The 13140-nt window shown below is 69.0% G+C and carries 12 protein-coding genes; 3 read left to right on the top strand and 9 right to left on the bottom strand.

Annotated elements, in window-relative coordinates; genetic code table 11:
- Window positions 1-43 precede the first annotated feature (43 nt).
- The 3 genes from gcvPA to ABIE41_RS22910 all read left to right on the top strand — a co-directional run bounded on the left by gcvPA (window position 44) and on the right by ABIE41_RS22910 (window position 4443).
- Window positions 44-1384: an aminomethyl-transferring glycine dehydrogenase subunit GcvPA gene (gcvPA, locus tag ABIE41_RS22920; protein WP_192642508.1), complete on the top strand. Its 1341-nt coding sequence runs from the start codon at window positions 44-46 to the stop codon at window positions 1382-1384.
- Window positions 1384-2958: an aminomethyl-transferring glycine dehydrogenase subunit GcvPB gene (gene gcvPB / locus ABIE41_RS22915; protein ID WP_192642507.1), complete on the top strand. Its 1575-nt coding sequence runs from the start codon at window positions 1384-1386 to the stop codon at window positions 2956-2958. The genes gcvPA and gcvPB overlap by 1 nt, the downstream gene beginning before the upstream one ends.
- A 252-nt stretch (window positions 2959-3210) precedes the next feature.
- On the top strand, window positions 3211-4443 hold the full coding sequence (locus tag ABIE41_RS22910) for a L,D-transpeptidase family protein (RefSeq protein ID WP_192642506.1): 1233 nt from the start codon (window positions 3211-3213) through the stop codon (window positions 4441-4443).
- A 388-nt stretch (window positions 4444-4831) separates the two neighbouring features.
- Here the strand turns inward: ABIE41_RS22910 and ABIE41_RS22905 are convergent, their stop codons facing one another.
- From ABIE41_RS22905 to ABIE41_RS22865, 9 genes are all read right to left on the bottom strand, one after another.
- Window positions 4832-5308 (bottom strand): F0F1 ATP synthase subunit B family protein, encoded by a 477-nt coding sequence (locus tag ABIE41_RS22905; RefSeq protein WP_192642505.1) that lies wholly within the window; start codon window positions 5306-5308, stop codon window positions 4832-4834.
- Window positions 5309-5319: 11 nt separating this feature from the next.
- Window positions 5320-5880 (bottom strand): F0F1 ATP synthase subunit B family protein, encoded by a 561-nt coding sequence (locus ABIE41_RS22900; protein ID WP_354193201.1) that lies wholly within the window; start codon window positions 5878-5880, stop codon window positions 5320-5322.
- A 150-nt stretch (window positions 5881-6030) separates the two neighbouring features.
- Entirely contained in the window at window positions 6031-6258 is a 228-nt protein-coding gene (locus ABIE41_RS22895) for a F0F1 ATP synthase subunit C (RefSeq protein WP_043231023.1), read from the bottom strand.
- A 61-nt stretch (window positions 6259-6319) separates the two neighbouring features.
- Complete coding sequence (locus ABIE41_RS22890; RefSeq protein WP_192642503.1) at window positions 6320-7081, bottom strand: F0F1 ATP synthase subunit A; 762 nt, start codon at window positions 7079-7081, stop codon at window positions 6320-6322.
- A 46-nt stretch (window positions 7082-7127) separates the two neighbouring features.
- A complete protein-coding gene (locus ABIE41_RS22885; RefSeq protein WP_192642502.1) occupies window positions 7128-7478 on the bottom strand; it encodes an AtpZ/AtpI family protein in 351 nt (116 codons plus the stop codon).
- Between the two features lie 229 nt (window positions 7479-7707).
- Complete coding sequence (locus ABIE41_RS22880; RefSeq protein ID WP_192642501.1) at window positions 7708-11163, bottom strand: chromosome segregation SMC family protein; 3456 nt, start codon at window positions 11161-11163, stop codon at window positions 7708-7710.
- A gap of 156 nt (window positions 11164-11319) precedes the next feature.
- The gene (locus ABIE41_RS22875) at window positions 11320-11940 is read right to left on the bottom strand and encodes a DsbA family protein (protein WP_192642500.1); all 621 of its coding nucleotides are present in this window, start codon (window positions 11938-11940) and stop codon (window positions 11320-11322) included.
- Window positions 11941-12047: 107 nt separating this feature from the next.
- Window positions 12048-12545 (bottom strand): DUF721 domain-containing protein, encoded by a 498-nt coding sequence (locus ABIE41_RS22870; protein ID WP_192642499.1) that lies wholly within the window; start codon window positions 12543-12545, stop codon window positions 12048-12050.
- Window positions 12546-12591: 46 nt separating this feature from the next.
- Complete coding sequence (locus tag ABIE41_RS22865) at window positions 12592-13080, bottom strand: hypothetical protein (RefSeq protein WP_192642498.1); 489 nt, start codon at window positions 13078-13080, stop codon at window positions 12592-12594.
- Between the last annotated feature and the right edge of the window lie 60 nt (window positions 13081-13140).

Here is a 13140-nt window from a genome sequence, read left to right as displayed (position 1 = left end):
TGAACCGACACGGGCGCCCCAAAACCGACAACGGACATTTCCCATGCGCTATCTCCCCCTGACCGATACCGACCGCGAGGACATGCTCGCTCGCATCGGCGTCGCGGATGTCGATGCCCTGTTTTCCGACGTGCCGGCCGACAAGCTGCTGAAGGCGCCCGTCGATCTGCCGCGCGCGAGGGGCGAGCTCGAGGTCGAGCGCATCATGGCCAAGATGTCGGCCCGCAACGTCGCGGCCTCCTCGGTGCCCTTCTTCGTCGGCGCCGGTGCCTATAAACACCATGTCCCGGCCACGGTGGACCACCTGATCCAGCGCTCGGAATTCCTGACGAGTTACACGCCCTATCAGCCCGAGATCGCCCAGGGCACGCTGCAGTACCTGTTCGAATTCCAGACGCAGGTCGCGGCGCTGACCGGCATGGAGGTCGCCAACGCCTCGATGTATGACGGCTCCACCGGCACCGGCGAGGCCGTGCTGATGGCCCACCGCGTTACCAAGCGGAAAAAGGCCGTGCTGTCGGGTGGCCTGCACCCGCATTACGCGCAGGTCGTTCGCACGCTTTCCGAGATGGCCAATGATCAGGTGGTGACGATGCCGCCGGACGTCGCGGCGGGCGAGGACATCCTCAGCCGGATCGACGACGAGACCTCTTGCGTCGTGGTCCAGAACCCCGACGTTTTCGGCAATCTGCGCGATCTCAGGCCGATCGCCGCCAAGGCCCATGCCCATGGCGCGCTGCTGATCGCCGTGTTCACCGAGGTCGTCTCGCTGGGCGCCATTGTGCCGCCGGGCGCTCAGGACGCCGATATCGTCGTCGGCGAGGGCCAGTCGATCGGCAACGCCCTGAACTTCGGCGGGCCCTATGTCGGGCTCTTTGCCGCCAAGTCGAAATACATCCGCCAGATGCCGGGCCGTCTCTGCGGCGAGACGGTCGATGCCGCCGGCCAGCGCGGCTTCGTGCTGACGCTCTCGACGCGCGAGCAGCATATCCGCCGCGACAAGGCGACCTCGAACATCTGCACCAATTCCGGGCTCTGCTGCCTGGCCTTCACCATCCACATGACGCTGCTCGGCCAGGCGGGCCTGGAACGCCTTGCTGAGGTCAACCACGCCAACGCCGTGGCGCTTGCCGACGCGCTGGCCGCCGTGAGGGGGGTGACGGTGCTCAACGAGAGCTTCTTCAACGAGTTCACCGTGAAGCTGCCCAGGCCCGCGGCCGAGGTGGTCGAGGCGCTCGCGGCAAAGGGCATTCTCGGCGGCGTCCCGGTCTCGCGCCTGCTGCCGCAGGCGGGGCTCGACGACCTGCTCCTGGTCGCATCGACCGAAGTCAACACGAACGAGGATCGGGCGGCCTTCGTGGCGGCGCTCGCGGAGGTGCTGTGATGCTGAACCGTCAGGGACGTCCCACCCAGGGCACCGTGTCCGCCCATGAGCCGCACGCGACTTTCACCGGCAACCGCGCGCTGCAGCAGATCGAGCCGCTGATCTTCGAGATCGGCCATCCTGAAACCACCGGCGTCGACATCGACGCGCCGGCTCCGTTCAAGTCGCGCCTCGGCGCTCATGCCCGCAAGGGCGAGATCGGCCTGCCCGGCCTCTCAGAGCCCGAGGCGATGCGCCACTATGTGCGCCTCAGCCAGAAGAACTACGGCATCGACACCGGGCTGTTCCCGCTCGGTTCCTGCACGATGAAGCACAATGCCCGCCTCAACGAGAAGACGGCGCGCATGCCCGGCTTCTCCGACGTGCACCCGCTCCAGCCGGTCTCGACCGTGCCGGGCGCGCTCGAGGTGATGCTCGAGCTCTCGCGCTATCTGATGACGCTGACCGGCATGCCGGCCGTGGCGCTGTCGCCGAAGGCCGGCGCCCATGGCGAGGCCTGTGGCATGATGGCGATCAAGGCCGCCATCGCCGCCAAGGGCGAGGGCGCGACGCGCAATGTCGTGCTCGTCCCCGAATCGGCGCATGGCACCAACCCGGCGACCGCGGCCCTGATCGGTTTCTCGGTGCGCTCGGTTCCCGCGCGGCCCGACGGCACGGTGGCGGTCGAGGACGTCAAGGCGCTGCTCGGCCCCGACATCGCCGCGATCATGCTGACCAACCCCAACACCTGCGGCATCTTCGAGCCGCAGATCGTCGAGATCGCCGCCGCGATGCATGAGGCCGGCGCGTATTTCTACTGCGACGGCGCCAACTTCAACGCCATCGTCGGCAAGGCGAGGCCGGGTGATCTCGGCGTCGACGCCATGCACATCAACCTGCACAAGACCTTCTCGACGCCCCATGGTGGCGGCGGCCCGGGCTCGGGCCCGGTCGTGCTGTCGGAGCGGCTGGCGCCCTTCGCGCCAGTGCCCTTCATCCATGTCGAGGGCGGTTCGGCCCGCCTCGTCGAGAACGCCGCCGACGCACCGGAAGGCAACCAGCCCTTCGGCCGCATGACCGCCTTCCATGGCCAGATGGGCATGTATGTCCGCGCGCTCACCTACATGCTCAGCCATGGTTCGGACGGCATGAAGCAGGCCTCCGAGGATGCGGTGCTGAACGCCAACTACATCCGCGCCGGCCTGTCGGACCTGATGTCGCTGCCGTTCCCGGATCACCCCTCGATGCACGAGGCGCTGTTCGACGATGAGTGGCTGAAGGGCACCGGGGTTACCACGCTCGATTTCGCCAAGGCGATGATCGACGAGGGCTATCATCCGATGACGGTGTATTTCCCGCTCGTCGTCCACGGCGCCATGCTGATCGAGCCGACCGAGTCGGAATCCAAGGCCTCGCTCGACCTCTTCATCGCGACGCTGCGCGACCTCGCCATGGCCGCCAAGGGCAACGACAAGGAGCGCTTCACCGGCGCCCCGCACCATGCCCCGCTGCGCCGCCTCGACGAGACCCGTGCCGCCCGCCAGCCGGTGCTGAAATGGGTGCCGCCGGCGCCGCTGGCGGAGGCCGCGGAGTAGGCTCGAACCATCGCGTATTGATCTCTCTGGATCCATGCCATGAGCCGTCGGATCGGCGCTCAGGCATGGATCCCCTTGCTTCTTCCGGGCTCCGCTATGGCCGCCAATGCGGGGGAGGGATGCAGCGATGGCCATTGCCGGTGAGGTCAGCAAAACTCCGACACCAAATCGCGCCGCCGCCTTAAGTCTTCCTTGACCATGCGCGAGGGATGATTCCGCCATGCGTCTGTGACGCTGTGTGGGATCACGTCCATGTCGGTGCGTTTCGTCAAAGCTTCCGTCGCCGCCCTGGCGCTTCTGCTGGGTGGCTGGGGCGCGCGGGCCAACGAGCCCAGCTACGGCCCCAACACCTATGATCGCACCCTCGAGGCGCTCATCGCGCATGAGGACATCGCGGGACGTGGCGGTTGGCCCAAGGTGCCGGCAGGCATCACCGCGCTGAAACCCGACGCCCAGGGGCCGGAGATCGCGGCGCTCAAGCAGCGGCTGCTGATGAGCGGCGATCTGGCGCCCGATGCCCTCCCAGGCGATCTCTACGATGCGAATGTCGTGGCCGCCGTGAAGCGCTTCCAGATCCGCCACGGCCTGTCGGACCTCGGCACCGTCGGCCGGCTCACGCTGAAGGCGATGAACACGCCGGTCGAGGTCCGCCTCAACCAGCTCACCGCCACGCTGGAGCGGCTGAAGGGCAACGGCTTCTCCTTCGCGGAGCGCTATGTCGTGGTCAACATTCCCGGTGCCAGCGTCGAGGCGGTCGAGAACGGCATCGTCCAGCGCAAGCATCTCGCCATCGTCGGCCGGCCGGACCGGCCCTCGCCGGTGCTGCAGGCCAACATCACCTCGGTCAATCTCAACCCGACCTGGACGGTGCCGACCTCAATCGTGAAAGCGGACATCATCCCGCATATGCGCAAGGATTCCGGCTTCCTCGCGAAGTCGCATATGCGTCTGCTCGGAGCCGAGAACCGCGAGATCGATCCCGCCACCGTCAACTGGGCCAGCCTGACTGCTCCCTATTTCACCGTGCGGCAGGACCCCGGCCCCGACAATTCGCTCGGCCAGATGAAGATCGACATGCCCAACACCGAGGCTGTCTATCTCCACGACACGCCGAAGAAGTCCCTCTTCCGCAACGACGTCCGCTTCAACTCCTCGGGCTGCGCCCGCGTCGAGGGCGTGCGCGATCTCGGCGCCTGGCTGCTCGAAGGCACCGAGTGGACGCCGGCCGCGATCGAGGCCGAGATCGCCAAGGGCGAGCGCAAGAACATACCCCTGAAGAAGGCCGTTCCCGTCGCCTGGGTCTATCTTACGGGCTGGCAGGGCGCCGACGGCATGGTCCAGTTCCGCGAGGACATCTACGGGCTGGATACGCCGCAGGGGATCGTCACCTCGACGATCCAGCGCCGCAAGCCGAAGGCGAAGCTGATCGGCAATGGCGAACCCAAGCCGGCAGCGCGCCTTCCCGCCAAGACGGCTGCCAACTGACATAGAACGGCGTTCTGCCAGGTTCTGAAGCACCGTGGATTTGTTCGGTCGGCTGACGCGGGCCGTCTCCGCTTTTTGGGCTGGCTATGACCGGAAGTCGGTCAGGGTTCGTCTGCGAACCATGCCGTCATCCCGGGCCTGCGCCGGGATCGATCGAAGGGCCCCAGGAAGCGACGAGCTGGCTTGCCGCTGGTCGCAGCCTTAGCCAGCGTGTCCGAGACGTCTCACCTGATAGGCGCTGGACCGGGCAGGCCGAAGGCTTCCCCGGTTGGGGCGAGAATCCCCACGGTCCATCCAAGCCCCAAAGAGAAACGCCGCAGCCCGGGGGCCGCGGCGTTTCCATGAAATCGAACCTGATAAGGCGGGCGGCCTTTCAGCCGCCCCGGTATCAGTTGAGCTTGGCCTTGACCTCGCCCAGCCCGGCGGCGAACAGCGCGTCGCCCGTGCTGCCGCCCACCTGCGAGCGGATGATCAGCTCGGCGGCCTTGGTCGCAGCCTCCGCAGCCGCGGCGCGAACCTCGGCCTCGGCCTGGCTCTCGGCGAGAGCGATCTTCTCCTCCGCCGACTTGGTGCGGCGGGTGACGAAGTCGTTCAGCTTGGCTTCGGCCTCGGTGGCGAGACGCTTGGCCTCCTCATTGGCGGCGGCGACGATGCTCGCGGCCTCCGATTCGGCAGCCTTGCGCTTTGCCTCGTACTCGGCGAGCAGCTTCTCGGCCTCAACGCGCAGGCGGCGCGCCTCGGCGAGCTCCTGGGCGACCTTCTCGCCGCGCGAATCGAGCGCCGAGACGATCGCCTTCGGCACGCCGAAATAGGCGAGGATGGCGATGAAGATGACGAAGGCGACGCCGACCCAGAGAGTATCCATCTGTCTTCTCCTCAGCCGCGCGCCAGAACCTGATCGACCGCCTCGGACGCCTCGGTGGCGCTCGGGGCCTTGCCGGTCAGCTTGGTGACGATCGCCACGGCAACGTCGCTGCCGAGGCCGCGCACAGCGCTCATGGCCGAGGCCTTGCTGGCCGCGATGGTCTCTTCCGCCTGCGCCAGCTTGGCCGCGAGATCGGCCTCGACGGCATGGCGGCGCTCTTCGGAAGCCTTGGCACCTGCTTCGCGCGAAGCCTGGGCGATGCCCTGGGCGTTCTTGCGCGCTTCGGTCAGGGCCGCCTCATAGGCAAGCGCCGTTTCCTCGGCCTTGGCCTGCATCTTGGAAGCATTGTCGAGATCGCGGGCGATGGTGCTCGCACGCTCCTCGAGAATCGCGCCGACGCGGGGCAGGGCGATGGTCGACATCAGCCAGTAGAGCGCGCCGAAGGTGATGGCGAGCCAGAACAGCTGACCCGCGAAGGTCGCGACGTCGAAGGGAGGGAAGGCGGCCTTTTCGCCGCTCAGGGGCGGTGTCGCGGCCTGGGCTGCCCCGGCCACCAGCGTGGCGGTCAGCACGGAGCCGACGAAGCCGGCCCAACCTTGCCTGACGGACCGTGAAGATCGAACCGGCATGGGCTGCCTTTCAGCGAAGGAAATCGAAAAGTCGCGCCCGAGCCCGCACAGGGGCGATCGGGCGCGACGGGAAGGCGGGTGGTCGAAAGCGCGTCAGACCACGAAGAGCAGGACGAGCGCCACGACGAAGGCAAAAATGCCCAGACCTTCGGCGAGCGCCGCGCCGATGAAGGCGCGCGGGAACTGGCCGTCGGCCGCCGAGGGGTTGCGCAGCGCGCCCGAGAGGAAGTTGCCGAAGATGGTGCCGACGCCGATGGCGGCGAGGCCCATGCCGAGCGAGGCGAGGCCAGCGCCGATGTACTTGGCTGCAACGGGATCCATGGTCTTTCTCCAGTGTGAAAAGGTGATGGCGGGTGGGATGGTCTCGCGAACTCTGCCCGGCTCAGTGGCCGGGATGCAGAGCGTCGTTGAGATAGACGCAGGTCAGGATCGCGAAGACATAGGCCTGCAGGAAGGCGACGAGGAATTCGAGAGCGGTCAGCGCGACGGCCAGCAGCAGCGGCAGCGGGGCGATAATGGTTGCGGCGCCGCCGGCGGCCAGGAGGGCGACGACGAAGCCGCCGAAGACCTTCAGCGCGATGTGGCCGGCGAGCATGTTGCCGAACAGGCGCAGCGACAGCGAGATCGGCCGCGAGACGAAGGAGACGGCCTCGATCAGGACCATGAAGGGCAGCAGCCAGCCCGGCACGCCTGACGGCACGAACAGGCCGAAGAAATGGCTGCCATGCTTGGCGATGCCGTAGACCAGCACGGTGCCGATCACCAGGAAGGCGAAGGCGGCCGTGACGATGATGTGGCTGGTCACGGTGAAGGAGCCCGGGATCATGCCGAGCATGTTGGCGCAGAGCACGAACATGAACAGCGAGAAGACGAGCGGGAAGAACGTCATGCCTTCCTTGCCCATCACGCCCGTGACGGTGGAGGCGACGAATTCGTAGATCATCTCGGCGAGCGACTGCAGCCGGCCTGGAACGACCGAACGCTGGCTCGAGCCATAGATCATGATCACCGAGATCACTGCGACGATGGCGACCATCAGCAGCGAGGCATTGGTGAAGGACAGGTCGAGGCCGAACGGCCGCAAGCCGATGATCGGCTTGATCTCGAATTGGTGGATCGGATCGATTCCGCCGCCAGCCGCCATGTCGTTTCAGCCCCTTGTCGTGCGGCCTTCCGGCCGCCAGCCTCGGTCAGTCTTTCGTCCCGCCGCCCTTGGACCCGGAGGTCGGACGCGAACCGAGCCGATAGACGGAGCGCAAACCAGCCATGGCTCCGATCACCAGGAAGATGATCAGCAGGAACGGAGAGGTTCCCAGCCACCGGTCTGCCAGCATCCCGATCAGGGCGCCTGCGATGATGCCACCTGCGAGATCCGTCGCGGCGCGCAATCCGGAGGACATCGCGCCAGCCATGGCGCCGTCCTCTCCGGCCGGGCTCGCGCCCGGCTTTTCGGCTCCTTCGGCCCGCCCGAGGGCGGTCTTCAGGGACCCCAGTCTTGCGCGCAACTCCGAGTCTGAGGCGTTTTTGTCGGGTTCGGTCATGGCAGCAGCTCCTCCATGATCGTGAAATGGCCACGATCCTGCAAAAAGCCACACGATCCCTGTCCGCGCCCCGCGCATCGAGCCGTCGTCAGCACGGCCTCCTTTATTGCCCGCCCCGGATGCTGTCAAGGCGGGTCGATGCCCGCTAAGGCATTGGAAAATCAGTAAATTCGGAGAAAAGCGGCATTCTTGCCGCATTGCGAAGGCGATTGTGGCCTTTTTTCAGCGCTCAGACAGCCTCGCGGATGCGCTCGGCCGTGGCGAGGTCGACCGAGACCATCTGGCTGACGCCACGCTCGGCCATCGTCACACCGAAGAGCCGGTCCATCCGCGCCATGGTGATCGGATTGTGGGTGATCAGGATGAAGCGGGTGCGCGTGTCGCGCGCCATCTCGTCGAGCAGGTCGCAGTAGCGCTCGACATTGGCGTCGTCGAGCGGCGCGTCGACCTCGTCGAGCACGCAGATCGGCGAGGGGTTGGTCAGGAACACCGCGAAGATCAGCGCGGTCGCCGTCAGGGCCTGCTCGCCGCCTGAGAGCAGGGTCATGACCTGCGTCTTCTTGCCGGGCGGGCGGGCGAAGATCTCGAGTCCGGCGTCAAGCGGGTCCTCCGCGTCGACCAGCTTGAGCTCGGCCGTCCCGCCCCCGAACAGCACCGCGAAGAGCCGCTGGAACTGGCCGTTGACGATCTCGAAGGCGGCGAGCAGGCGCTCGCGGCCTTCCCGGTTGAGCGCGCCGATCGCCTGGCGCAGCCGGCGCACGGCCTCGCTGAGATCGTCGCGCTCCGCGGTCAGCCCCTCGCGCTTGCCCTTGACCTCGGCCAGTTCGTCCTCGGCCCGCAGATTGACTGCGCCGAGCCGCTCGCGCTCGGCCTTGAGGGCGGCGAGGCGCCGCTCGACCTCCGCCTGCTCTGGCGGCTCATCGCCCGGCTTCAGCCCGGCGAGGCTGCCGAGCCGGTCGAGGCTCGTCTCCAGCCCCTCCTCGATCTGGCGCGCGACATCGGCGACGCGCTGCCGCGCTGCCTCGCGTCGCGCCTCGGCCGCCGCCCGCGTTTCGCGCGCTGCGGAGAGGCCTTCCAGCGCCGCTCGCGCCTGCCGGTCCGCCTCTGCCAGCGCCGCTTCGCCGAGCGCCAGCGCGTCGGCCGCGGCGCGGCGCTGCGCCTCCGCGCTTTCGATCTCGGCCAGCAGACGCCGCCGCTCGCTGAGGAAGGTGTCGGGGGCTTCCAGCAGTGCCGCCCGCTCGGTCGAGACGGTCTCGATGCGCCGGCGCGTCTCCTCGGCCGTCTGTCCGCTGCGCGCAGCGCGCTCGCGCCAGGCCTGCATGTCGGCCGCAATCGCCTGACGGCGCTGGGCGCGCAATTCCGCCTCGCGCCGCAGCGTCTGCACCCGTGCCCGCGCATCGGACGCGGCGATCCGCCGCTCGCCCAGTGCGACGCGGGCTTCGAGCAGCGCGGCCTCCAGCGCGGCCGTGGCGGGCAGGGCGGCCACGGCCTCCCGTTGCCGCGCCGCCTCGGCGGCCGTCTCCGCGATGCCGCGGCCGAGCCTGTCGATCGCCTCGCTCAGCGCCGAGCGGCGGGCCGCGACCTCGCCGGCCTTGCGTTCGGCGGCCGCGAGCGTCTCGCGCGCCTGATCGAGCGCGCGGCGGGCCAGGCGGGCCGCCTCGAGCGTCGCCGCTTCCGCCTGTATCGCGTTCTTGGCCTCTCGCGCCGCAGCATCCAGTGCCTGCCGGGACGCCGCCGCGACCTTTTGCGCCGCCTCCGCCTCTGTTTCGAGGTCGCAGAGACGGTTCCTCTCGGCGAGGCGGCGCGCGGCCGGGGAGGGCGCCTCGGCCGCGCCGGTCAGCCCGTCCCAGCGCCAGAGATCGCCCTCGCGCGAGACCAGCCGCTGGCCAGGCTTCAACAGCGTGCGCAGGCGCGGCCCGTCGCCGCGCGCCACGACGCCGATCTGCGCGAGGCGCCGGCGCAGCGCCGCCGGCCCGGTGACATGCGCTGCCAGCGGCTCAGACCCTGCCGGGAGGGCCGAATCGTCCTCGCCACCGCCGGTATCGAGCCAGTGGTTCGGCGCGGCGGGGTCGGTCGCAGCATCGAGATCGTCGCCCAGCGCGGCACCGAGCGCGATCTCGTAACCCTTGGCCACCGTCACCGAATCGAGGATGGCCGGCCAGCGCTCCGCGCTCGTCGGGGCCAGCAACTTGCGCAGTGTCCGAATCTCGGTGTCGAGCCGCTGGGCAAGGCGGTCGGCCTCGGCTAGCGGCGCGCGCAGCTGGGCTTCGCGCTCGCGCGCCGTGGCCAGCGCGGTCCGGGCCTCGGCGGCGGCGGCGTCTGCCATGCGCAGGCCGTCATCGGCGGCGCCGACGGCCGCCTGCAGCGGCTCCAGTGGCAGGGCGGCGCTGCCGGCATCAAGTGCGGCCTGGTCGCGGAGCAGCCGCTCGCGCTCCTGAAGGGCGCGGGCCTCGCGCTCCTTCGTCTCGCGCAGCGCCCGCTCCAGCGCGCCGCGCCGGGCCGCCAGCTCGGACAGCGCACCCTGGGCCGTCGCATGGGCGGCTTCCGCCTGAGCCAGCGCGGCCTCTGCCTCGGTGAGCACGGCCGTGGCCGCCTCGGCGCCATCCGCAGCACCCTCGCCGTCGCTCAGCAGCCCGGCCTCTTCCTGCGACAGGCGCGCCAGGCTCTCGGCGGCATCGCGCGCCACGCTCTCCTGTCGGCCGAGATCGCCATTGAGTTCCGCCAGCCGCCGCTCGAGCTCCTCTGCCCGCTGCCGGGCCCGCCGGTTCTCGGCCTCCAGCTCGTCGAGGCCGCGTTTCAGCCTCACCAGCCCGGCTGCTGCGGCAGCCTCGTTTTCGCGCAGGGCGGGCAGCTCATGGGCCGCGACCGCCTGTCGCTTCGCAGCCTCGGCCTGGATCCCGGTGCGCTCCGCCACGATGCGGACCGCCTCCTCCAGCGCCCGCCCGGCCTCCGCCTCCTGCGCCCGCGCCTGATGGTGCGCGAGCAGCGCCAGCGTTGCCTCCGCCCGTCGGATATCAGCGGCGAGGCTGCGATAGCGCGAGGCCTGGCGGGCCTGCCGCTGCAGCGCCTCGATCTGCCCGTCGATCTCGCCCAGCACATCCTCCAGCCGGGTGAGATTCTCCTCGGCGCCGCGCAGCCGCAGCTCGGCCTCATGGCGACGGCCATGCAGCCCGGCGATGCCGGCGGCGTCCTCAAGGATGCGCCGGCGCGATTGCGGTTTGGCGGAGATGATCTCTGAAATCTGGCCCTGCCGGACGAGGGCAGGCGAGCGGGCACCCGTCGCGGCATCGGCAAAGAGCAGCTGCACGTCGCGAGCGCGCACCTCCTTGCCGTTGACGCGATAGGTCGAGCCCTCCTCGCGCTCGATCCGGCGGGTGACTTCGAGAACGTCGGTCTCGTTGAAGGCGGAGGGGGCCTTGCGGTCGTTGTTATCCAGCGTCAGCGCCACCTCGGCCATGTTCCGGCCGGGGCGCTCGTTTGAGCCCGCGAAGATGACGTCGTCCATCCCCGAGCCGCGCATGTTCTTGAACGAGCTTTCGCCCATCACCCAGCGCAGGGCTTCGACGAGGTTGGATTTGCCGCAGCCATTGGGGCCGACGATGCCAGTCAGGCCGGGCTCGATCAGGAACTCCGTCGGCTCGACGAAGGTCTTAAAGCCGGTGAGCCTGAGGCGCGTCAGCTGCATCGGCGCGCCCGGTCTTTGTTACCCTCCGGCGTCGTCCCGGGCGATCGAAGATCGACCCGGGATCCATTCCGGAACGGTTGAGGCAGGGATCCCGGATCGGCGCGGCTGCGCCGCTGGTCCGGAATGACCGCGCGGATCGTCGATGGCCAGCCGTCCTCAGCCCGCCAGCAGCGGCTCGATGATCTTGTCGAATTCGGCGATCGAGAGCGCACCTGAACGCTTCTGCCCGTTGATGAAGAAGGTCGGCGTCGAATCCACCCCGGCCTTGGCCCCACGATCCTTCACGACCGTGACGGCGTCATAGATATCCTGCCTTTTCAAGCAGGCTTCGAAGGAATCCTGTGTGAAACCGGCCTGCTTGACCATGGTCGACAGCGCATCGACCGGCTTGTCGGTGAAGGCCCAGACCTTCTGCTGGGCGAAGAGCAGGTCGGTCATCGCGACATATTTGTCGTTGCCGTTGCAGCGCGCCAGCATGAAGCCCGCCGTCGCCAGCGGATCGAGCGGGAATTCGCGCAGCGTGAAGCGCACCTTGCCGGTGTCGATGTACTTCGCCTTCAGCGCCGGCCACGTGTCCTTGTGGAAGGTCGCGCAATGGCCGCAGGTCAGCGAGGCGTATTCGATGATCGTGACCTTGGCGTCCGCCGGGCCGAGCCAGACATCGCCGAGCGGGCCGGGCGTCGCGAGATCGGCCTGGGCCTGCGCCGTCGGCGCGCCGAGCACCGCGGCCGCCGCGAGACCGGCCGTGGCCGTCAGAAGCTGTCGCCTGTTCGTCATCGTTGTGGTTCCTGGAATGCGCGTGTCAGGGGCCAAGGCCCGGTTGTCGGTCCTATAGACGCGCGGATGATTGTGGCAAGATCGTCACCGCCGCCGCGCGCGGCGCCTCACGAAGCTGTGTCGGCACGATGGCGGGCCGCGCGCTGCGAAACATGCGCGCCCAGCCGCGCGAGACAGGCGCGCAGCGCCTCGCCCTCGACGCCGGCGACCTGCCGTTCCATCCGCGCCAGCAGAGCGGGATCGGCCGCAGGCGGCGCGGCCGCCACGACAGGCGCCTCGACCGGTCCCTGTTTCAGTACGAGCTTGCCGACGGCGCGCCAGCCGAGATGGGTGTTGACCCGCTCGATCACGATCGGCCCGAGCTGCTGCATCTCCAGCGCGAAGGCGCTCTCGACCCGCACAACCATCGTCGCGGGTTCCGACATCTCGCCGGGTGCCGGGCGCCGGCGCGGCCAGTCGATCTTGAGCGGGCGCGTGCGGGCAGCCAGTCGCTCGCCGACGATCTCCGGCCACAGCGCGACGATCGCCCGCCCGGCGAAACCCTGCGCGGCCAGAGCGGGCGCGAGCAGGTCGTCGATCAGATCTGCGAGGGGTTTGACGGCCATAAGCGAGTGTGCGGCGGCGCGGTCGCCGGCGCAAGCCGGCCGCACGCTATCCCGCTGCCCGCTCGCGGCCCACCGCGAGGCGCTGCGGCGAAGCCCCGAGACGGCCCGCAAGCGCATGGCCCTTGGGCAGGACGAGGCCGGCGCGCAACCGGTGCGGCCCGAAGGAGATCCCGGCACGCTCGCGCAGCGACTGGGCAAGACCCTTGAGTGGGATCAGCGCGGGCCTCTCCGGCGACATCAGCAAATGGCGCTCGACCGCCTGCGGCCAGTGCGCCTGCGGAATGTCGCCTTCCTCGAGCAGGAAGAGCCAGTCGCCCCGCGCCTGAGCGGCTCCCGCCGGCCAGCTGTCGCTTGCCCCGGCCCGCAGATAGCTCGCCCCCGTCGCATCCGCGAGACGCTCGATCGTGGCGTCGCCCGCGGCGTCGAGAACCACGGCATGACCGAGGAATCCGTCGGCCACCGCCGGGATCAGGACGGAGAAGGTGGCCGCGAGAGCCTCGGTCGAGCCGGTGCTGCGTATGACCGCTGTGAGCATGCGCCTCCTTATGTCGCAGCGCAGCATGTCGCAATCCTGTCGCTTGCAATCCGTTCTCTT

The organism is Bosea sp. OAE506, from assembly GCF_040546595.1.
Taxonomy (GTDB): domain Bacteria; phylum Pseudomonadota; class Alphaproteobacteria; order Rhizobiales; family Beijerinckiaceae; genus Allobosea.
The sequence above is the reverse complement of the archived record's forward strand: the minus strand, read 5'-3'. Positions and strand labels throughout refer to the sequence as shown.

Bases quoted from the DNA above. Each gene is read 5' to 3' on its own strand.
- ABIE41_RS22880 (WP_192642501.1), bottom strand. From the start codon at position 11,163: ATGCAGCTGACGCGCCTCAGGCTCACCGGCTTTAAGACCTTCGTCGAG.
- ABIE41_RS22870 (WP_192642499.1), bottom strand. From the start codon at position 12,545: ATGGCCGTCAAACCCCTCGCAGATCTGATCGACGACCTGCTCGCGCCC.
- gcvPB (WP_192642507.1), top strand. From the start codon at position 1,384: ATGCTGAACCGTCAGGGACGTCCCACCCAGGGCACCGTGTCCGCCCAT.
- ABIE41_RS22885 (WP_192642502.1), bottom strand. From the start codon at position 7,478: ATGACCGAACCCGACAAAAACGCCTCAGACTCGGAGTTGCGCGCAAGA.
- ABIE41_RS22890 (WP_192642503.1), bottom strand. From the start codon at position 7,081: ATGGCGGCTGGCGGCGGAATCGATCCGATCCACCAATTCGAGATCAAG.
- ABIE41_RS22910 (WP_192642506.1), top strand. From the start codon at position 3,211: ATGTCGGTGCGTTTCGTCAAAGCTTCCGTCGCCGCCCTGGCGCTTCTG.
- ABIE41_RS22905 (WP_192642505.1), bottom strand. From the start codon at position 5,308: ATGGATACTCTCTGGGTCGGCGTCGCCTTCGTCATCTTCATCGCCATC.
- gcvPA (WP_192642508.1), top strand. From the start codon at position 44: ATGCGCTATCTCCCCCTGACCGATACCGACCGCGAGGACATGCTCGCT.
- ABIE41_RS22865 (WP_192642498.1), bottom strand. From the start codon at position 13,080: ATGCTCACAGCGGTCATACGCAGCACCGGCTCGACCGAGGCTCTCGCG.
- ABIE41_RS22895 (WP_043231023.1), bottom strand. From the start codon at position 6,258: ATGGATCCCGTTGCAGCCAAGTACATCGGCGCTGGCCTCGCCTCGCTC.
- ABIE41_RS22875 (WP_192642500.1), bottom strand. From the start codon at position 11,940: ATGACGAACAGGCGACAGCTTCTGACGGCCACGGCCGGTCTCGCGGCG.